We start from the raw sequence: 19,865 nt of genomic DNA on the forward strand, positions 1-19,865 counted from the left end.
TAGTCGATTTTGATTGCGCTAAAAATGGTATAAGTGAAGAAACACTTTTTCAGGATTTGCATTAATGTTCGATCTCAGCGCAGTGAGTATCCGCACCCTGCTGTTCTTTATTGCGGTGTACGATGCGCAAAGTTTTTCCGTTGTCGCCCGCAAAGAAGGGGTCTCAGCATCGATGATTTCGCGCACCATGCAGCAGTTTGAAGAAGCTATCGGTCAGCAGCTGTTTTATCGCAATACGCGTTCGGTTATCCCAACAGAAGCCGCTCGGCAGCTCATTGAACATGTCCGTACCATTGCCGATGAGCTTGAGCAAGCGAAAGAAACGCTGCAAAGCCGCGCCGCCTCACCATCTGGCATGGTGCGTATCAACGCGCCGGTCTTTTTTGGCCAGCGACACATCGCCCCCGCCCTTGTCGGGCTCGCCGAGCGCTACCCGACGTTGCAGGTTGAGCTGACGTTAACCGATGATTTTGTCGACCCGCACCGGGAGGCTACCGACGTCATTTTTCGTATTGGCGCCCTGACCGACTCGGCGTTTCACGCCCGGGTGTTTGGCAATCAGCATTACCATCTGGCCGCCTCGCCTGCCTATCTGCGACAGCACGGCGCGCCGCAATCACCGGGTGATATCCAGCAGCATGCGTGTCTGGTTTATAAAGGTTCATCGGGCCCTAACCGCTGGCTGCTGAAGCAAGGTGAAGCACCGTGGGTTCACTACCCGCTGTTGCCGAAGCTGGTTTCCAATAACGCCGACGCGCTGCTGTCTGCCGCACTCGGGGGTATGGGGCTGGTGCTGTTTCCTGACTGGCTTATCGGTGACTGCCTGAAAAATGGCACGCTGGTTAAGCAGTTAGCGGGTTTTGATGCGGCGATTCATACCGAAACGCAGCAGATTGCGGCACTCTATCCGAACGCTCGCCACCCGCCGCTGAACGTGCGGGCGGTGATTGATTATTATGTGGAAAGATTTGGCACCCCGCCGTATTGGCAGGTGAAGTAGATAGCCCGGCGTTGCTGCACGCGGCCGGGCTACCGTGAGGAAAAACGAATTACAACAGCGCTCTCGCCTTTTCCAACACATTATCAACGGTGAAGCCGAACTCTTTGAACAGCAGATCCGCTGGCGCAGACTCACCGAAGGTGGTCATGCCAACGATAGCACCGTTCAGGCCCACGTATTTGAACCAGTAGTCTGCGATGCCCGCTTCGATTGCCACGCGTGCAGAGACCGCTTTCGGCAGTACAGATTCGCGGTAAGCCGCATCCTGTTTGTCGAAGGCGTCGGTGGACGGCATGGAAACCACGCGAGCCTTCACGCCTTCAGCGGTCAGTTTTTCGTAAGCGGCTACCGCCAGCTCAACTTCGGAACCGGTCGCAATCAGGATGATTTGCGGCTGACCATCGCTGTCTTTCAGCACGTAACCACCGCGGGCCACGTTCGCCAGCTGCGCTTCGGTACGTTCCTGCTGCGCCAGGTTCTGACGGGAGAGGATCAGCGCGGTCGGGCCGTCGTGACGCTCTACGCCGTATTTCCACGCAATCGCGGATTCAACCTGGTCACATGGACGCCAGGTGCTCATGTTCGGGGTCACGCGCAGGGACGCAATCTGCTCTACCGGCTGGTGAGTCGGGCCATCTTCGCCCAGACCGATGGAGTCGTGGGTGTAGACCATTACCTGACGTTTTTTCATCAGCGCGGCCATACGTACCGCGTTACGGGCATATTCCACGAACATCAGGAAGGTAGAGGTGTACGGCAGGAAACCACCGTGCAGCGAGATACCGTTGGCAATCGCGGTCATACCGAATTCACGCACGCCATAATGGATGTAGTTACCCGCGGTGTCTTCGTTAATCGCTTTAGAGCCGGACCAGATGGTCAGGTTAGACGGTGCCAGGTCAGCGGAGCCGCCGAGGAATTCCGGCAGCAGAGGGCCAAAGGCTTCGATGGCATTCTGGGACGCTTTACGGCTGGCGATTTTCGCCGGGTTAGCCTGCAGCTTCGCGATGAATTCGTTCGCTTTCGCGTCGAAATCAGACGGCATGTCACCTTTCATACGACGGGTGAACTCTGCTGCTTCCTGTGGGAAGGCTTTCGCGTAAGCGGCAAACTTGTCGTTCCAGGCGGCTTCTTTCGCCTGGCCTGCGGCTTTCGCATCCCACTGCGCGTAGATGTCAGCCGGGATTTCAAACGGACCGTATTTCCAGCCCAGTTTTTCGCGGGTCAGCGCCACTTCGGCTTCGCCCAGCGGTGCGCCGTGGGAGTCGTGAGTACCCGCTTTGTTTGGTGAACCGAAACCGATAACGGTTTTGCACATCAGCAGGGATGGCTTGTCGGTGACTTTACGCGCTTCTTCTACTGCGCGTTTAATCGCTTCTGGATCGTGGCCATCGATGCCGCGGATCACGTGCCAGTGGTAGGCTTCGAAGCGCTTAGCGGTGTCATCGGTGAACCAGCCTTCAACGTGGCCGTCGATGGAGATGCCGTTGTCATCGTAGAACGCAATCAGTTTGCCCAGTTTCAGGGTACCGGCCAGGGAGCACACTTCGTGAGAAATGCCTTCCATCATGCAGCCATCGCCCATGAACGCATAGGTGAAGTGGTCAACGATGTCGTGACCAGGACGGTTGAACTGCGCCGCCAGCGTTTTTTCTGCGATAGCCATACCGACAGCGTTCGCGATGCCCTGACCCAGTGGGCCAGTGGTGGTTTCAACACCTGCGGTGTAACCCACTTCCGGGTGACCTGGGGTTTTAGAGTGCAGCTGACGGAAGTTCTTCAATTCTTCCATCGGCAGGTCGTAGCCGGTGAGGTGCAGCAGGCTGTAAATCAGCATGGAGCCGTGACCGTTAGACAGCACAAAGCGGTCACGGTCAGCCCAGGACGGGTTCTGCGGGTTATGGTTCAGAAAATCACGCCACAGGACTTCGGCAATGTCAGCCATACCCATAGGGGCACCCGGGTGACCGGAATTCGATTTTTGTACACCATCAACAGAAAGCATGCGCAAAGCATTCGCAAGCGTGCGACGAGTTATCATGAGGGGAACTCCAGAGAGAAAGAGGTTACAGCGCCCTCAACCGTAATAATCAGGCGGGTGCGCAAAGAGACGGGACCGGTTAAATAGACTCTTTGCGCATCGCTAATGCTCAATACGGCTGAGCGCGCTGCAATTTTAGGCAGCGACTTCGCGCTGGTAGATATCAATCATTTTATCCCATGCATCGCTGACGTTTTCCGCCAGCGAGAACAGGCCTGAAGTGCCGACGATGAACACATCGACCCCGGACTGGGAAATGACGTTGAAGGTTTTTTCGTTGCAGGAGCCGTCAATCTCAGTCAGATAGTGGTACCCATTCGCTTCACGCATCGCAATCAGCTGTTTGATTTTGTTGAGCGATTCCGGGATAAACTTCTGCCCCGCGTAGCCTGGGTCAACCGACATCACCGTCACTTTATCCAGCAGATGCGCGTACTCTTTGATGGCGTCCGCCGGGGTTGCTGGGTTCAGCACCACGCCGCAGCGACGACCGGCATCTTTAATCTGGTTTAGCAGACGGAAGATTTTGTTATTCGCTGTCTCCGGGTGGAAGCTGATGATGTCGGCACCGGCATCAATACACATCGGAATAATGTCTTCCGGATGGTTAACCATCAGATGCACGTCAATCGGCACGTCGGTTATCTTTTTCAGGTTTTCGATAAAGAACGGCGACAGCGTAATATTCTTCACGTAGCTACCGTCCATAATATCGACGTGGTAGAAGTCTGCCCGGCCGTTCATGGCCGTGATTTGCTCCCTGAACTGTGTTAAATCCATGCACATCAACGAAGGCGAAAATTTAGCCGCCATACCTCACCTCACAAGAATCAATTAGTTAAAGAGCGCCACGACGTGCCCAAGAATAATGCCCACCACGCCGAAGTCCGCATCGCCAAAGGTGGTGGATGCAAAGCCCAAATCACCCATCAGCGGCAGTAAAATGGCCGGTAAGAACGAAATCAACAGACCCTGAGCGAAGGCCCCGATAATTGCCCCGCGTCGACCGCCGCAGATGTTGCCGTAAACGCCCGCCGTTGCGCCGCAGAAGAAGTGCGGTACCAGACCTGGAACGATGACGCTTAAGCCAAACAGTGGGCACAGGAACATGCTCACCAGACCTGCGGCAAAGCTCGACAGGAAGCCGACAATCACGGCGTTTGGTGCGAACGGGAAGACCGTTGGACAGTCCAGCGCCGGTTTAGCGTCTTTAACCAGTTTGTCGGCGATACCTTTAAAGGCAGGGACGATTTCGGCAATAATCATGCGTACGCCCGCCAGGATAATCCACACGCCGGCAGCAAAGGTCAGCGACTGAATAATGGCGAAGATAATGAAGTTCTGGCCGCCGCTAACGCTGGTTTCAACGAACGTTTTACCGGCCACCAGCACCAGAATCACGAACAGAATCATCATCGTCAGTGAGATAGCAACCGACGAGTCACGCAGGAAGTTCAGCGACTTCGGAACCTTCAGCTCTTCAATCGACGGGCTGCCCTTACCAACAACCTTCCCCACCCACGCTGACAGCAGATAGCCGGTTGAGCCAAAATGGCCCAGCGCGAGGTCATCGGTACCGGTGATTTTACGGGTGAACGGCTGCAGAATAGCAGGAGAGACCACCATCATGATGCCGAGGATCACCGCGCCAACCAGCACGACCCAGAACGGCGACAAGCCGCCGACGGAGAGAATAACGGCCAGCATCGCCGACATATAAAGCGTGTGGTGCCCGGTCAGGAAGATGTACTTCAGCGGCGTAATACGGGCGAGAACGATGTTAAACAGCATCCCCAGCACCATGATCATCGCCGTCGCAGTACCGTAGTTTTTCTGCGCCAACGCCGCCATGGCGTCAGTATTTGGCACCACGCCCTGAATATGGAACGAATGCTCAAACAACTGGCTAAAGGTGGTTAAAGTAGTAGCGATAATCGCCGCACCGGATGTTAATATCACAAAACCCATAATTGTTTTGAGGGTTCCGGAAATAACATCGGAAAATGCTTTCTTCTGCAATAATAAGCCAATCAGGGAAAACAGACCGACCAGAATTGCTGGCGTACCCAACACATCATGAATAATAAACTGCAGCATAGAATAGCTCCGTAGGGCCGCAAATAATTAATCAGATATTCTCAGAGAGAATTTCTTTAATTTTATTATTGTCCAGCAGATTAGACAGTCCAAAAACCTTTGCGGAATGGCTGGACAGATGTTCAGCAATATCTTTCGCGCTAAGGATAATGTCGGCAGTTTCGCTTTTCGCCGACGTGAGGTCAGTATGAGAAACCTCTGCGTCTTTATTCAACTCTTTGAGGATTTTTTTAACGTTCATTTCAACAATGAAGCTGCTGCCTAAACCATTACCGCAAACAATCAGAACCTTTTTCATCTTAACCTCACTATCCGTTGATAACGCTTTGAATTGCTTCCATTGATGACGCTTCCAGCAGCGCTGCTAGCCGTTCATCATCACTGAAAATTTCTGCCAGTGCCGTAATCATATTGATGTGTTCTTCTCCTGAAAGCGCACACAGCATAATCACAACATAGATAGGATCATTCTCTTCAGCATCAAAAGAGACACCTTGTTTAATATGTAAAAGCGACAAACCATTTTTAATCGCCCCCTGCTCTGGACGGGCGTGTGGCATTGCCAGACCGGGCGCTAAGACATAATAAGGGCCGAGCTCCTGATGGCTGTTAAAAATCGCGTTAATATAATCTTCAGTGATCGCACCTTTCGCCAACAAAGGTTGTGCCGACAACGTAATAGCCTGTTTCCAGTCGTTGACCGAATCCACTATCTGGATATTTTCCGCAGGTAGCCAGGTCGTAATCATAAATACCCCGAGAGCGTTGAAAGTGGGCCTACTATAGTGGAATGCCTTCGCGGCTTACCGTGATCCACATCGCAAAGTTAGCGCTAACATGATAACAATGTTAAAATTCTTGTTAACGCTAACTTTATTACCCATACTTATCATTACTTTGCAGTTGGGCAATGCGCAAAACGCTAAACATCTATTACAATGGGTGCCCAGACAAGCTGAAGGAGGACATCAGTGCAGACGCTACAAACGGATGACGGTGCGAGAGAAAAACGCAGAAAAAACACCGGTAAGATTACCCTTGCCGAAGTGGCAAAACTGGTCGGTGTTAGCACGATGACTGTTTCGCGTGCGTTACGAATGCCTGAAAAAGTAAACCCAGAGCTGCGCACCCGCATTGAAGCCGCGGTGAGCGAATTAGGCTATGTGCCAAACTTGCAGGCGCGTAACCTCGCCTCTGCCGACTCCAGCCTGGTCATGGGCGTCGTACCCACCTTCTCTTCTCCCGGTTTTCTTGCCGTCTCCGAAACGCTGCAGACCGTACTGTCTACACAGGGCTTCAGCATGATGTTTATTGAGTCCGGACAGGGTGGCCAGAGCGAAGAAAAAGCGTTTGCGCAGATGCTCGCCTATAACCCGGCGGCAATTGTCCAGTTCAATATTGATAACATCAGTAGCTGTTCGCAGATGCTTATTAATACCGGCGTGCCGGTGGTTGAAATTGGCGCGATTAACCGCGATGCCAGTTGGGTTAGCATCGGCGTTGACTACGCCGCTGCTATTAAAAAGCTGGTAACATCGCTTGCGAAAAGTGGTTATAAAAATATTGGCCTGCTCTGTACCGCGTCCAATAACATTATGTTCCGCCAGGTGCTGAGCGGCTGGAACAGCGCCATGCTCTCAATTAACCACTCGCCGCACCGGGTGGTGACGTCGCACCTGCCACCAGGCATTACGACAGGTTTAAACCTGCTGGGCGATATTCGTATCACCTGGCCGGAACTGGATGCGCTGATTTGTACGTCTGATGAAATTGCCTGTGGCTGCATTATGGCCTGCCACGGTGCGGGCGTGAAAGTACCCGATACGCTGGCCGTAGCAAGTCTTAGCGGCGGCACGCTGGCAGCCGTATGCTCACCTGCGCTCACTGCAGTTGAGTTCCCATGGAGTGAAACCGGGACGCTGGCCGGGCAGACGCTGCTCGATTTACTGGCGGGCAATCCGCCGGAAAAAACCATTGAGCTGCCTTCAACGTTACAGCTACGGGCCAGTACGAAGCGCTAGCGCTCCCCATCCCCAAGATAGGCCAGCGTATAAGATTGATACTCGCTGGCCAGGACCCTCCCCTCTACGCCGTCGGTTCACCGTTCTCACTGCGTAATCCCATCGTTTCTATCACGGTATCTGCACAGTAACGCGAAAGCCACCGCCGCCACCTCCGCGCAGAACTATACTCCTTGCTGGCAGGAGCATCTGCCCGGTAGATGTTCATCGTTTCGACACGAGCATGAGGGTGTATTGATGACGACATTTCACAACAAATCCGTACTGGTTCTTGGTGGGAGCCGCGGTATCGGCGCGGCCATTGTCCGACGATTTTGCGCCGATGGCGCATCGGTAGTGTTCAGCTACGCCGGCTCGCGAGAAGCAGCAGAACAGCTAGCAACAGAAACGGGCAGTACCGCAGTCCAGGCAGACAGCGCCGACCGTGATGCCGTCATCAAGCTTGTTCACGACTACGGGCCGCTGGACATTCTGGTGATTAACGCCGGGATCATTCTCTTCGGCGATGCGCTGGAACAGGACAGCGACGAAGTAGACCGTCTGTTTCGCATCAACATTCATGCGCCCTACCACGCGGCCGTGGAAGCCGCGCGTAGCATGCCCGAAGGGGGGCGTATTATCGTCATCGGTTCAGTAAACGGCGATCGCATGCCCCTTCCTGGCCTCGCCGCCTATGCCGTCAGTAAATCCGCTTTACAGGGACTGGCACGCGGCCTGGCGCGCGATTTCGGTCCGCTGGGGATAACCGTGAACGTCATCCAGCCGGGGCCGATTGATACAGATGCCAACCCGGAAGACGGCCCGCTGAAAGAGGTGATGCACAGCTTTATGGCGATTAAACGACACGGCCGACCGGAGGAGGTCGCCGCCATGGCCGCCTGGCTTGCGGGTCCGGAGGCCTCTTTTGTGACCGGCGCCATGCACACCATCGACGGCGGATTCGGCGCCTGAGTGAAAATGGGGCTGCTCTTTTCCGCAGCCCCTCACTTCACCACTCATCACCATATCCGTGACGCAGCGCGCGGTTTGCGGGTCGCAAAGCCACTATAGACAGGCTATATCTTAGACATATTTACTCAACGAGGATGGGTTATGGCAGGCAAAAAAATACTGATGCTGGTAGGTGATTACGCGGAAGATAGCGAGAATATTTAAGTAACATCATGTTTTTAATGATTTTACAACCAAATAAAAACACTTTATGTACTCAAAATTGTACGCAACATCGTTAATAATCCATTGACCAGAAACATCTATTTACCTGTACACTCAGTCCGGTGCCACGGCATAAACACCTGGCCTACAGCTGCGGTCCGTGCTTGCATACCACGGATCGCAGCAAACTACCATTGAGCACTTTTGCTGCTCACTACATCTTCGGTCACAAATTTTGCTGCTTTTTTCAAAGCCTGATTGAATGCAACTACTGTGACAGGTTTATCCTGAAACTTGACCCTGTTTGAGTGGCTCTGAAAAATATAGATGTCATCGGGATATCTTTCTCTGCGCCTCTGTATGAGTTCGCATACAAGAGGTGATGCCGCAATCTGCTTCGCTTTAAACTTGCCCCTCTCCTCAAAAGTAAGAGATTTCCCGTCAAAGCAGCTGTACCGCAGATCGATGGCCCTGCTAACGCCAATGGGTACGAGGTGAAGAAAGACCCATAAATCTGACCATGTATCACTGATATCTCTTAGCTTACGAGTTATTAGCGCGGCTTCTTTGGTGGTAAGTTGATTCATATTGGCTGTTCATTCTGAAGCGGTTACAATATGTAATGCAGTATAAATCACATAAAGTCAACATGTTACGCCGCATTCGGTTTCAGCAGCCACTCGATATCCGGGCCGTGTCAAGTGTTCGCCCTTGCCCAGCGCCTTGAGCAGCCACCCGCCTGAAGTTTTGCCGTAGTTCTTAATTTCGAAAGCCAGTTCACATCCTGCGCACTCAAGGGCATTTCTCTGTAACGCGGGGTTCTGGTCATTTGTTGATACCCTGACGTAGACAATCAGCATCATTATCCCCTCGTCAAAAGAGCGGAATCATGCCATCCAGCCGGGGGATATGCATTTTCTTAAAGGTTGGTTTGGGAAATCTACCGACATTCGGAACGGCGGCATCGAAAGATGTTGGCACCGGAGCAGGGCAAATTCCTGATATGTCTGCCTGGACGTCAAATAATGGGACGGGAAGTGGGTGGCGGAAATCACCAGATGGCACACTCGTCAACTTCGGGTATGCATCAGCTCCCACAGCGGGACCGGTATCTATCACTTTCCCTGCAGCATTCCCGAATGGAATTCGGTCAGTATCAATTACGCCAGTTGTCCTCTCACCGTCTGGTACAGACTCTCCAACTATTGGAACCTATAACAATTCAGGCATGACAGTGAACAGACGAAACAGCTCTGCGGGCGGAGCGGCCAATAACGCAAGTTGGGATTTTTTCTGGACAATTGAAGGGCATTAATATGAAACAATATTTTAGCGCGAAGAAATTGGGGCTCTACCCTGATTCTATTTTAAAGATGTATGAGGATGCAGGCGCACTTCCGGATGATCTCATCGAAATCACGGATGAACAATATGAGGAGTTTGCTGGTAGCGCACCTGGCGGAAAGGCTCTAGGCGCGACGCCTGATGGCAAGCCCTGCTGGGTAGACCTGCCATCAGAAATAGGAAGGGATTCCGAAGAAAAGTTAATTAGGTAGCGTAGGCCACTCGATATCGGGTGCGGCATCTGTTTTGATACGCATCAACTGCACCCGGTACATCTCCCAGGCATCAAGTTCTGATTCTTCTTCAGCAGTGGCAATTCCTTTATCGACCGCATACTTTCGCCATGCAATCTCTTCTGCTGCCTCAGCGAGTAGTTGTGATTTTTTCTGTTCTGCTGAAGCAACGTCAGCCGCATGCTGAGCATCTGCATCCGTCACCCACTCAGAACCATTCCATTTGTCGTAGGGTGTCGCTGGAGCCAGGAGAGTATAAGCATCATCAAGGGGGCCAAGCGTGCGAACGGTTTCCGTCGTGAGGTCGCTTTTCTTATAGGCCGTTTTACCACGCAGGTCTTCAACCTGAACCCATGCTGAACCATCCCAACATACCGCATACCCGTCATCAGCGGCTGGTGCAAGCGTCATCGTTGAAAAGCCGGGAATACCCGTACCAACGAGGATACGCACGTCATACGTAGCAATATGCTCGCCAGTACCTGGCTCAAAGCCGCTCACCGTCACAGTATGCGTTTCTGTGGCGTTCCCATTTACATCGAATAAATTCGTCACTATTTTGCCCTCACAATCATATTCCACGCCACGTTTTTACTTCTGACTTCAGTAATCGCCTGGTACTCAGTGCTGTCTTTGGATGCATCGAGCATTATGTGAAATGTGCTGCTATCCGTACCGCCCTTGAGGGTAGATCCCGATCCTGAGGATACTGCGTACAGCGCATGACCCTGCGTGCCAACTCCTAGTATGTTACCCATGTTGGAAACCTGCCCTGTCAGGTTTGGCGCACCACTACTCTGAGCCGACATCAATGCGCGGCCTGTATCAACGCCGCGTCCGTTATCCCATCCCCGAGCAACATATGCTCGCATATCAGCAGGCAATACGTTCGTAGGGTGGAGCTGAGAAAGCAGCGGGTATTTAACCGGGTCGAAGGACTGAGCCATGTACGGGATATACTCCTGTCCCATATCAGGCCAGATTTCATGTGGCATTTTCTGAAGCGGCCATTCGATTAACTGACCGATTAGTGGTGCTCCATACTTCGTGTTTCCCAAACCAAGGTATGTGAGAACGTCGGCAATCGAAGATTTACCTATGATATCCCGCCCCACGGCTGTCAGCGCAGTTAGTGCAGCGGTATCGTCCCCATTGAAATAGGCCAGCTTATCAGCAACACCCGTTAACGCGGCCAGCGCCGTCAGCGTGGCATCGAGGGGCTGGAAGTCCTTCCCAAATGCAGCGGCCATTTTGCTGATGAACGCCGCCTGGTCACCATCATCCAGCACATCGCCACCGGTTTTATCGGAGGTGTACTGCGCCAGCGCCGCAGCAATGAATGATGCCTGACGAATGGCTTTGTTAATCTGTGCGCTGCTGGCTTTGCCAGACTGGAAGCCGGTAGCCAACGCGGCCAGGAGTTCCCAGTCAGCCTGAGCGGTGACGTTCGCGCCAGCGCCGATCGCAAATGGTTTAAAGTCGTTTTGAGCCATTACAGTGTTACTCCCCATGCGCCTTCATCAAATCCGGCGATATAGTCGTTTTCAAGATCGAATCCAAAGAACTGGTTACCTTCTGACGGCGTCTGCACATCTCCGGCCCAAACCCCCGCGGCTTTCACCGTCAGATAGCCCTGTCGGATGGCGGCTAGCAGCTCGAGAGAGACATCAGCAATATCTGTTTCGGGAAACACCCAGACCGAAATCGTCATGTCCTGGTTGTCGACGATCTGCATGCGCAGGCCTGAGCCCTCTAATGCGGTATCGAGGATGTCGGGTAGGCTGTCGTTCTGCCCATCCCAGTTGTTGATTGCGATTTTTGCTTTGAGGATGACGCGGTAGGTGTCGTCACTCAGTGATGTGTACCCGTTGTCCGGGTCATATGGCCCTTGCCAGACGCCCTGGTCATAACCGAGACCGTCGGTATCGAAAGCAAAATAGATACCGCTGATTGGCTGGCTGACTACCCGGCTACGCCCTATCCACTCCCCGACCTGATCAAGCTGAACACCCACTGCCGTATCGATATCAAACGCAGGGATGAAACCCTGCATTGCGGTTGATACGTCGGTGAACGGCCTAGTGGATAGGTCTATGTGGGCGAAAAACTTCGGCTTGGTTGCGTGATAGTTAGTGATCCGGTCCGTGTATTTACTCATGACGTCACCGTTATCAGGACGTTCGCCGTGCTGCATGAAGCTGATTCATCGTAGGCGATGGTGATATTGGCGGCCGCCACGCTATCCGCAGACTTGCCGATCAGAAGCTCCGTGATGTCGTAATATTTCGCGTTGCCTCCGCTTACCACGCCGAGGTTGGCCGGTGAATAAATACGGCTCAGCAGCACGCTGTCACCGATGGTCAGTGAGTTGATGTAGTCAGCCACGGCCTGCTTAATTTGATCGCCGATTTGCGATGTGTACCCTGTGAAGACTTTTAGCTCGATAGAGACAAAGACGGGAACATCCGTCGAGCGGGAAAAGTTGATGATGTGCGGGTTACCGTATTTATCCGGAACCGTAATCGACGTCTTACCATACGTGGCCACACCCTGCCCTTTCTTACCGCGGATAGTCTGGGCAATCTGGGTGACGTCGCCGCCGTCGACGATGGCGCTAATCGAATGCTCAGGAAGCCCGTTGCTGTCAGTGCTCACGGTATCGTTCTCGTACAGCTTGTGCCGCGTCACGCCGCTGATGTTCGCCAGTGCTCCATCGACTGCATCAAATGGCGTCAGGGACGGCAGCGCGACACTCTGGCTTTGCCGTACGCGTAACTCATCATCTTGTTCCACAGCAACGCCTACCGTGGCCGCAGTCGGGTTCGTTACCGATGTCCAGCCGCGGGTCGGGGTGTTAATGCTGGTAATTGTTCCGGACAGCGCCGCCACCGCTCCAGTGTTCGCGCAAGTCGCTGTCACCGTCACGGTACCGTCAACGCCGATTGATACGCTGGCGGGGAGGTTCCAGATCACGTTATTGGCATCTTTCGCCGAACCGTTCGTGATTGTCGCTCCCACGGTGCCCATCAGAAGCAGGTCAACCGTCGAGTTTGTCGCACCGTTGCGCGCAATCCCGTTAATTTTAACGTTGCTCGCCAGGCCTGCGCCGTATGCTGTCGAAGGGGAATAGCTGTTGTAGACCGAAATAGCGGTGTTATTGGCATCATGGATAGCCAGCGCCTGCAGCGCTACTGCCTGCCCGTCTTTGCTGTCCGGGTCGAGATAGACGTCACTGCCATAAATCTGCTGGTAATAACTGGTCAGCGTGTCGAGTATTGTCTGATAATCAGGCGCACTGATGCCCTGAGCGGTTACCTTTGCAGATAAGCCCAGTGTGTCGAGGTTTAAGGCCATCACGCCTCCGATGTGACTGTCGTTGTTCCGTAAATGGTATCGACGGTGGCGGTGAATGATACGCGTCGGGTTGTGGTATTAACTACGGTGTTAAAGTCGGTGATGCTTTTCACACCCTGCGTCTGCAGGATGCGCTGGCGGATTGTCAGGTTGTAGGTTTCGGGCTTCTGCTTGCCGAGTACAGACTGTACCCATGGTGTACCGGTGGTGGTATCGAGGAACCACTGCCCGTACCAGAGGTTAAAGCGCGTTTTAATCGCCTGCGCTACCGCATCCGGGGAGTTAATCAGCCACGTATCATCACCGCTGCCGAACGTGTAATCACCGTCGGCGTCTTCGCGTCGGTATCGCATCAATTCACCTTATCAGTGTTATCAGTACCGTGCTGAACACCGCCGTGGGTGTGCGTGTCGCCGATATCTTTTCCGTTAGATTTGAGCGTACCGAAGAACTCGATCGCACCTGTAATTTTCGCCGCTGTGCCGCTGGCGATGCTACCTACCATGCCGCCCATCCATGTCAATAACCCGCGAATTGTCACGGCGGCGCTGAAGTTTGCCTGAGGCGTTTCTACATCAAGGCCGCCAGGAGCAACGATTTTAATTTTCTTGGTCGAGGGGTTGAGGTCGATGTAAGTACTGCCGTCAACCGTCCGTAGTTGTGCTGATGTGGTGCTGACATTTTTGATTCGGTTTGGCTGTGATATTTGACCGACTGAACAGGTTGCATCCGAAAGGTCATGCATGCGGTCATCGACCGGTTCCTGGACGCCGCCGCTTTGCCAGAAGAAATCTATGCATCTGTCCTGGAATTTCAGTTCACACTCATCACCCGGGTTAACCGGAAGAGTCAGTGTCACGCCGCCCGCTGTTGGGAATACTACGGGGACATCCACCAGCAGCGGATAATCTCTGGTGGTGCGGTTACCCTCATTATCTGTTTCAACGCAGCGGATAGCCGGCTGTACTACGGCGGTCACAGCTTCTGCGTCAAATGACTGGATGATGCCAGGCATAGCAACGCGTAGCCCCTGCGCCAGTACCTTACCCTCAGACTTGAATGTCTCAGCCTGATCGCCGCTACGGGTCTGTTCTGAAAAGGCCATTGGTAAACTCCAGGCAATAAAAAACCCGCCGGGTGGCGGGTTGTATTTGATAAGTAAGTATTACGTTAGCGAACTGACAGGGGGAAGTTTGAACGGTGGATGAGAACCATAGCTCACAAATCTGACTTCAGACTCTTTATTTTGGTAATGAACAACATACTCAGAAGTCCAGTCACCGAATGTTCTTTTTTTATCGTACTCAGCATACCCGACGTGATAATGCCAAAGCAGCTTTTCGATTGCGTACTGAATTAGCTTTTCACGATTCACATGTTTTTTGCTTACCCCGGTCGATGGCTTATTTCGCCCTGGTAACCCTTCAAACCCCGACTTCTTTAAAGATGAAACAAACTCACCAATAAGCAATAATTCACCATCCGAAAGTTTTCCCATTTCATCAAGAAAGCTCTTTGAATACATTACCTTGATTGACATTATTAAGCCTTCATACCTTTAACCCATTTAACAAAATCATCACCGCTATCCACCCATGATGGATGCTCAACAAAGGGTTCCGCCAAGGCTTTATCTATTTTTTCCATATCAAAATCTATGGAATAATCTAGCTCAATGAAATTAGGCAACAGGTCGGCTATCTCAACAACTGCCTGGTAGTATTCGCTAAACGATTTAATCGTTTTGGTTTCTAAATGTTTTAAGGTAGCCATATGTGGCTGCCAAGCCTGCGAAGTTGAGGCAACGAAAAAAGCGTATTTCAATCGCTTCAATCCAATGCGTAGTTTATCAGCAACTTCTAATAGCTGTTCGGGTTCAATCTCTTCAATTTTTAGCTCAGCTATCTCTTCAGCTGAGCCATGCCTCATTACGCTTATGATGGCACTCCCCTCATCCGCTTTTGCTGATGCAAGGTCTGTACGCTGGTAAACCATCTTGGTGATATCTCGGACCTGCCTTTTGCTTAAAGAGCCTTGATTAGTCCGATCAAACTCCCCAAAAGATCTTTCAATCTTACGGGAAAAAGACTCCATAAACTTATCGACCGTAGGAGCTTTTGGCGGTGTAAACGCCAACGCTGCGCTCAAGCCAATCATGATAATCACCTTTCATTGAAAACTTCTTTAATGGTAACAGATTAACCAGCAACCAAGAAAAACTTTTGAATAGGGTTAACCAGGCACTTTCTTACACGGGAACGAACCGATGATTTTCGGCGCATCCATGTTGTTCTGCAGCAGTTGGACGTTCAGGAATGACTTTCCGTTACGTTTAACAAACTCAAAGCCGTAGTTATTGCCGTCGCGCGCAGGCATCAGGCCCATATTCCACACGGCGTTCGCCTCGTCACCCTGCGTCCCAATATATTTAACTTTTTGGCTGGTAACCAATTCGCCGTTAATCCGAACAAGCCCTTCTGCATCGGATAGCGTCATCTTATAGCCGCCACACTGGAACGCGGCAAAAGACGGTAATGAAACCAATAATCCAGCCAGTAATGCGTATTTACCCATTATCCACCCCGGTTAAACGCTGCCTGAGTTTTAATATCGATGGCCCCACGCGCTTCACACATCATATCCATGTACCACGCCTGGCCCCTTGTATCACCAGTGTACATAATGCCGCGCACAATATACACACCATCTGTGGCAATACTGGCTGGCTGCGCCGTGGTGCCGCTGAGCGTGATATTGCCGTCCGTGTTCTGGTCGGTTATCTGCCCACCAGCCATAGCAATATCGTTGTTCGACAGCGCTGTGCGGAATACCGATGCCTGGTCGAGCTGAATCAGGCCATTCACCCGGATGTTAGGGTTGATCAGCGCGCGGACATTAACGCCGTTGCCGATGGTCTGCTGAGGCATGCCAATCAGCCCGGTGGCGCTATTCAGCACGATCGCCTCGTGAACATACTCGTTTTTTGCCACCATCTGGCGCTGACCATCAACGAACTGCCAGGTTGCACCGCACTGTTCGGCCACGTTATCCATCAGCTTACGCGTCGAGCCAAACAGCACTCGCCCGCGGGGGAATACCGTTGTCGGCATCGCCGTGGTGATCCCCTCGCTTGCCCCTTTCGCCTCGAAATCCTTCATCAGCGCACGATTCATATCAGCGACCGTGTAACCGGCCGCCAGTGTCTGAACGGTGATTGCCGTAGAGAACGCCAGATCCGTATCGCATGCCTGAATCAGCACATACGAATCAACCGGGTTATCCTTGCCGGTTACTGCATAACGCAGATCGCCCGTGAACAATAGCCCATAGTTTCGACCATCCGTCTGTCCAACTGTCGACGCATCAACGTTTCGTGCCACACCAACCTCGCTGGCCGATACCTCCGATGCAATACCATCATAGCCGGCGATCAGCCGTAGCTTGGAGAATTCTTTCCCCGTGATACGGTTGGCTGTATCCGATGACAGGTTATAAATTTTGAACGTTCCCACCCGGGAAGCGCTGCTGATATTGAACCAGTCGATGGTGAAGGTGACCTTAAAGCCACTGAGGTCGATACCCTTCCCATTTTCGTCAACGAGCTGCAGCTCGAAGTGACGCATCCAGTTTTGAGACATTGCTACTCCGTGGAGACCAGAAGATGACTCCTGGTGCCCAAATTAGTTTTTGTCGGGTATGCCTGGGTAGCGTCGTCGCAGAAGACCGCCAGCTTAAAGCCCAGACCGAGGTATGCGTATTGCGCCAGCAGATCAGCGCCAGTCACCAGCGGGATGCCGGAAATAATGGTATTGCTCTGTTCGTCGAGAAGGTCGAGGATCCAGTACAGGTCTCGCCAGATGATACTCATCCGATAGGTGCTTCCCGCCAGTACAATGCTGAACTGCTGGTTATCCGCAGTCAGCGGAATTTCTGATACCGCCATGCTATCCCCCGAAATATGAAACGGCTTTATCTGCCACCGTCTTCAGCAGTGAGTTATTCGGTGGCTTTGTAGTCTTGGTACCGGAGTTCGCAACCGCAGATGTGCTGGCTCCATCCTTCATGTTGGATTTATTCGCGACGGTAATCTGCTGGGTCTGAGTAATGAGAACCTCACGCAACGTCAGCACCGCCGATAGCACATTTTCCGTGGTTTTGTCGGTGGTGACCTCCAGCGCGCGGATTAGCATATTGCTGTAGAGCCGTTTGCCCGTCACAACATCAAACGGGATACGACTGCTCTGCAGGTCCAGCAGCTCCTGATAGGTTTCCTGCGGACTAAGCCCAAGACTCAGACCGATAGAGGAGGTGTCAACGAAATCAAGCAGCGAACCACCACCAGCACAACCTCAGAAGGCCGCTTATAGGCGTGGTCCGCCACCGCTGCGCCTATCTCTACCGGGTGCTCTGTAATCTCCAGCGTGTCGCTGTGCTTCTCAGAAACGACAACGCTGGGGACTATCAGGCCGATTTTTCGCGACTGCTGATGAAACAGCGTCGACAGAATATCCATTAGCCGACCCCGCTCTGGTTGGTGCGCATAATGCGTGCGTTTGAAGAGTGCTGGCGCTGCTCAACTTCGTCGCCGACCTCGCGAGCATTGCCACCGTAGATGTTGTAGGTATTCTGCTGCTGAATACTTGCCCCACTCTTACCACCAGCTGCCTGGTATGCCAGAGGGCTGTTCCAGTTGGAATACCCCTCTTTGCGCGCCATCGACTGCATCAGCGTTGCCATGGTGTTCGGGTTGGTCAGGTTAAGCACTGCATCAGGCGATACCCCCATCCACCCGGCGACCTGCTTGGCGTAAAGCTCAGGATCGTTATTGTCGCCGGCAGGCGCCCACGTGCTGACGATATCCCGGACAGTTTGCAGTGCGCGCCCGGTAGTCTTCCCTGTGAAATATCGCATCAGCTGGTTTTTCATCGCTGACCATCCATGCAGGGCTGACTCAAACATGCGGAAGCCGCCACCGCCGACAGGACGAATATTACCGGGGTTGTTATTGCGATCTGCCAGGGTGTTTCCGGCCCCCGCTGCGGGTTCGGACTCTCCACTAAGCCAGCGACCTACGCTACGAGGGTCCCAGCCCGTTTTTTTCTTAATCCATTCTGCCGTGTTATTTGCACTATCCTCAACCATTGGTGTAGCGCTCGGTTGGTCACTACCCTGGCTAAGTAACTGCTTACCGATTTTTGCAGCTTGCGACCAGTTCCCGTCTTTGATGGCGTTCAGCAAGTCTGCAATCATATTAAGCATCTTGCCAAACTCCCCCATTTGGGAGATGAAGTTGCTGAAATCCCACTTCAGAGACCACGATTTAGGGTCAATATTTAGCAACTTAGCAATGGATTTGGTCAGGTCGACGACCGTTTTTTTCAAATCGCCGACCATCTTCACTGCCTGATCAACCTCCGGCTTCCATTTTGCCCAGTCAATCAGGCTCTGGCCGCCTTCCTTCCACGTTTTATAGTCTTCCCACAATAACGCGATAGCGGCGGCCAGCGCCGTAATCAGGCCGATAGGCGACATCCAGAACGTGCTGTTGAGGATTTTCAGCGCCAGCGTCAGCGCGCCAAACAAGCCAATCAGCTGTTTGGTCGATTTATCGAGGCTCCCCCACCAGTCGATTAGGTCGGCGGCCCCTTCAATAATCCGGAAGAATAGCCGACCGATAACATCGCCGAGCCAGAGAATACCCTTAATGGCTTTCGTCAGCGTTTGCTCGATGCGCGGGAAATTGTCCAGGATGTGACGGCGCAGCTTATCGAGTGAACCCGCCAGACCACCAGCAAGGTTAGAGCCGATTTTATCGCGCGCCATGCTCGCCATTTCGCCGAACGAACGTAGCGACGTCATGAAGCGATTAGAGCTGGCAGCCGCCTGGTCAGCATTAAAGCCGATGGCTTTCGCCATGGCGCTATACTGCCCGGTAAATCCGCCAATACCGCGGCGCATGGCCATCAGCGTATTTTCATCGATGCCGAGCATCGAGGCGTACTGATTGGCGCGGTAGTACGGCATGCTGCTGAGCTTCTGCCCGACACCAGTGAAGATGGCCGACATATCCCGCATATTGCCGCTGGCGTCACGTGTCTGCACGCCAAGGCGGTTAAGGAATCCTTCCGCCCCAGGGTTATTGCGGACAAACCGCGCCAGGCTCTCCAGAGAACCGCGCGCGGCATCGGCGCTACCGCCAACCTGACTGACCGCGTAGCCAATGGCTTTGATGCCCTGCACCGTTGCGCCAGTGCGCTGTGATGCCCAGTACAACGTATCCAGCCCGCTGGCAATCTTCGCGGTGTATGCCACAACTGAGAGCGCCGCCGCTTCGACGGCTACTCCCATTTTTATTGCATTGGCCGTCACACCAGTAAGGACCGCATTGAATTTCTTCTCGCCAGAAGAATCAACCTGGAAGCCGAGGCTAACCAGGAACTCCTTGATTGTCTCAGCGTTCATTGTCGGCTCTCCATTTGTCGATCAGACGCTGGTTATCAGCTTTAACCGCCAGTTGGTCATTCATCAGCGCGATATCGCACAGGTCGACAGACCCGTCTTTAAGCGCAGAGTAAGGTATATACCCGGCATCTACCGGGTCGAGGAGATAAGACAGCCCG

24 protein-coding genes and 2 pseudogenes are annotated in these 19,865 nt (G+C 52.9%); 5 read left to right on the forward strand and 21 right to left on the reverse strand.

What is annotated here, in order from left to right:
- Window positions 1-64 precede the first annotated feature (64 nt).
- Window positions 65-1,000, forward strand: a complete 936-nt coding sequence (locus tag MY052_RS12860; RefSeq protein ID WP_248537114.1) for a LysR family transcriptional regulator — start codon at window positions 65-67, stop codon at window positions 998-1,000.
- Window positions 1,001-1,049: 49 nt separating this feature from the next.
- Here the strand turns inward: MY052_RS12860 and tkt are convergent, their stop codons facing one another.
- The 5 genes from tkt to MY052_RS12885 form a co-directional block, all read right to left on the reverse strand.
- Window positions 1,050-3,041 carry a transketolase gene (gene tkt / locus MY052_RS12865; protein ID WP_115074234.1) on the reverse strand — a complete coding sequence of 664 codons (1,992 nt, stop codon included), beginning with the start codon at window positions 3,039-3,041 and terminating at the stop codon, window positions 1,050-1,052.
- Between the two features lie 135 nt (window positions 3,042-3,176).
- Window positions 3,177-3,854 (reverse strand): D-allulose 6-phosphate 3-epimerase, encoded by a 678-nt coding sequence (gene alsE / locus MY052_RS12870; RefSeq protein ID WP_123650479.1) that lies wholly within the window; start codon window positions 3,852-3,854, stop codon window positions 3,177-3,179.
- Window positions 3,855-3,875: 21 nt separating this feature from the next.
- Window positions 3,876-5,138: a PTS ascorbate transporter subunit IIC gene (locus MY052_RS12875; protein WP_248537115.1), complete on the reverse strand. Its 1,263-nt coding sequence runs from the start codon at window positions 5,136-5,138 to the stop codon at window positions 3,876-3,878.
- A gap of 31 nt (window positions 5,139-5,169) precedes the next feature.
- On the reverse strand, window positions 5,170-5,436 hold the full coding sequence (locus MY052_RS12880; protein WP_035894009.1) for a PTS sugar transporter subunit IIB: 267 nt from the start codon (window positions 5,434-5,436) through the stop codon (window positions 5,170-5,172).
- Window positions 5,437-5,446: 10 nt separating this feature from the next.
- The gene (locus tag MY052_RS12885) at window positions 5,447-5,887 is read right to left on the reverse strand and encodes a PTS sugar transporter subunit IIA (RefSeq protein ID WP_248537116.1); all 441 of its coding nucleotides are present in this window, start codon (window positions 5,885-5,887) and stop codon (window positions 5,447-5,449) included.
- 222 nt (window positions 5,888-6,109) lie between these two features.
- Here MY052_RS12885 and MY052_RS12890 point away from each other — a divergent pair, with 222 nt between their 5' ends.
- Window positions 6,110-7,159: a LacI family DNA-binding transcriptional regulator gene (locus MY052_RS12890; protein ID WP_035894013.1), complete on the forward strand. Its 1,050-nt coding sequence runs from the start codon at window positions 6,110-6,112 to the stop codon at window positions 7,157-7,159.
- 237 nt (window positions 7,160-7,396) lie between these two features.
- Window positions 7,397-8,110, forward strand: coding sequence for an SDR family oxidoreductase (gene bdcA / locus MY052_RS12895; RefSeq protein WP_248537117.1), 714 nt, complete (start codon window positions 7,397-7,399; stop codon window positions 8,108-8,110).
- Window positions 8,111-8,502: 392 nt separating this feature from the next.
- Here bdcA and MY052_RS12900 read toward each other — a convergent pair whose 3' ends face one another.
- Window positions 8,503-8,901, reverse strand: a complete 399-nt coding sequence (locus MY052_RS12900) for a hypothetical protein (RefSeq protein ID WP_115074236.1) — start codon at window positions 8,899-8,901, stop codon at window positions 8,503-8,505.
- 153 nt (window positions 8,902-9,054) lie between these two features.
- Window positions 9,055-9,174: pseudogene (locus MY052_RS12905) on the reverse strand (recombinase family protein); the annotation flags it as partial.
- Window positions 9,175-9,317: 143 nt separating this feature from the next.
- Between MY052_RS12905 and MY052_RS24310 the strand changes: the two are divergent.
- Window positions 9,318-9,629 (forward strand): gp53-like domain-containing protein, encoded by a 312-nt coding sequence (locus MY052_RS24310; protein ID WP_420828644.1) that lies wholly within the window; start codon window positions 9,318-9,320, stop codon window positions 9,627-9,629.
- Window position 9,630: 1 nt separating this feature from the next.
- Window positions 9,631-9,870: a hypothetical protein gene (locus MY052_RS12910; protein ID WP_202216843.1), complete on the forward strand. Its 240-nt coding sequence runs from the start codon at window positions 9,631-9,633 to the stop codon at window positions 9,868-9,870.
- Here MY052_RS12910 and MY052_RS12915 read toward each other — a convergent pair.
- From MY052_RS12915 to MY052_RS12980, 14 genes and pseudogenes are all read right to left on the reverse strand, one after another.
- Window positions 9,859-10,446 (reverse strand): tail fiber assembly protein, encoded by a 588-nt coding sequence (locus MY052_RS12915; RefSeq protein ID WP_202216844.1) that lies wholly within the window; start codon window positions 10,444-10,446, stop codon window positions 9,859-9,861. The genes MY052_RS12910 and MY052_RS12915 overlap by 12 nt on opposite strands.
- Window positions 10,446-11,384, reverse strand: a complete 939-nt coding sequence (locus MY052_RS12920) for a phage tail protein (RefSeq protein WP_248537118.1) — start codon at window positions 11,382-11,384, stop codon at window positions 10,446-10,448. Before MY052_RS12920 ends, MY052_RS12915 begins: the two co-directional genes overlap by 1 nt.
- Window positions 11,384-12,049: a DUF2612 domain-containing protein gene (locus MY052_RS12925; RefSeq protein WP_115074244.1), complete on the reverse strand. Its 666-nt coding sequence runs from the start codon at window positions 12,047-12,049 to the stop codon at window positions 11,384-11,386. The genes MY052_RS12920 and MY052_RS12925 overlap by 1 nt, the downstream gene beginning before the upstream one ends.
- Entirely contained in the window at window positions 12,046-13,245 is a 1,200-nt protein-coding gene (locus MY052_RS12930; protein WP_115074246.1) for a baseplate J/gp47 family protein, read from the reverse strand. The genes MY052_RS12925 and MY052_RS12930 overlap by 4 nt, the downstream gene beginning before the upstream one ends.
- Window positions 13,245-13,598 carry a contractile injection system sheath initiator gene (locus MY052_RS12935; RefSeq protein ID WP_115074248.1) on the reverse strand — a complete coding sequence of 118 codons (354 nt, stop codon included), beginning with the start codon at window positions 13,596-13,598 and terminating at the stop codon, window positions 13,245-13,247. The genes MY052_RS12930 and MY052_RS12935 overlap by 1 nt, the downstream gene beginning before the upstream one ends.
- Window positions 13,598-14,350 (reverse strand): Gp138 family membrane-puncturing spike protein, encoded by a 753-nt coding sequence (locus tag MY052_RS12940; RefSeq protein WP_248537119.1) that lies wholly within the window; start codon window positions 14,348-14,350, stop codon window positions 13,598-13,600. The genes MY052_RS12935 and MY052_RS12940 overlap by 1 nt, the downstream gene beginning before the upstream one ends.
- Before the next feature lie 60 nt (window positions 14,351-14,410).
- Window positions 14,411-14,785 carry a hypothetical protein gene (locus tag MY052_RS12945; RefSeq protein ID WP_248537120.1) on the reverse strand — a complete coding sequence of 125 codons (375 nt, stop codon included), beginning with the start codon at window positions 14,783-14,785 and terminating at the stop codon, window positions 14,411-14,413.
- Between the two features lie 2 nt (window positions 14,786-14,787).
- Window positions 14,788-15,402, reverse strand: a complete 615-nt coding sequence (locus MY052_RS12950; RefSeq protein ID WP_248537121.1) for a hypothetical protein — start codon at window positions 15,400-15,402, stop codon at window positions 14,788-14,790.
- 75 nt (window positions 15,403-15,477) lie between these two features.
- Complete coding sequence (locus MY052_RS12955; protein ID WP_248537122.1) at window positions 15,478-15,819, reverse strand: hypothetical protein; 342 nt, start codon at window positions 15,817-15,819, stop codon at window positions 15,478-15,480.
- Window positions 15,819-16,883, reverse strand: coding sequence for a hypothetical protein (locus MY052_RS12960; RefSeq protein ID WP_248537123.1), 1,065 nt, complete (start codon window positions 16,881-16,883; stop codon window positions 15,819-15,821). Before MY052_RS12960 ends, MY052_RS12955 begins: the two co-directional genes overlap by 1 nt.
- Window positions 16,884-16,885: 2 nt before the next feature.
- On the reverse strand, window positions 16,886-17,188 hold the full coding sequence (locus tag MY052_RS12965; RefSeq protein WP_248537124.1) for a phage baseplate plug family protein: 303 nt from the start codon (window positions 17,186-17,188) through the stop codon (window positions 16,886-16,888).
- Between the two features lies 1 nt (window position 17,189).
- Window positions 17,190-17,758: pseudogene (locus MY052_RS12970) on the reverse strand (phage baseplate protein).
- Window positions 17,758-19,707: a hypothetical protein gene (locus MY052_RS12975; protein ID WP_248537125.1), complete on the reverse strand. Its 1,950-nt coding sequence runs from the start codon at window positions 19,705-19,707 to the stop codon at window positions 17,758-17,760. Before MY052_RS12975 ends, MY052_RS12970 begins: the two are co-directional and overlap by 1 nt.
- Complete coding sequence (locus tag MY052_RS12980) at window positions 19,697-19,861, reverse strand: DUF6889 family protein (protein ID WP_370868726.1); 165 nt, start codon at window positions 19,859-19,861, stop codon at window positions 19,697-19,699. Before MY052_RS12980 ends, MY052_RS12975 begins: the two co-directional genes overlap by 11 nt.
- Window positions 19,862-19,865: the final 4 nt, after the last annotated feature.

This window comes from Kluyvera ascorbata, from assembly GCF_023195735.1.
Lineage (GTDB): Bacteria > Pseudomonadota > Gammaproteobacteria > Enterobacterales > Enterobacteriaceae > Kluyvera > Kluyvera ascorbata.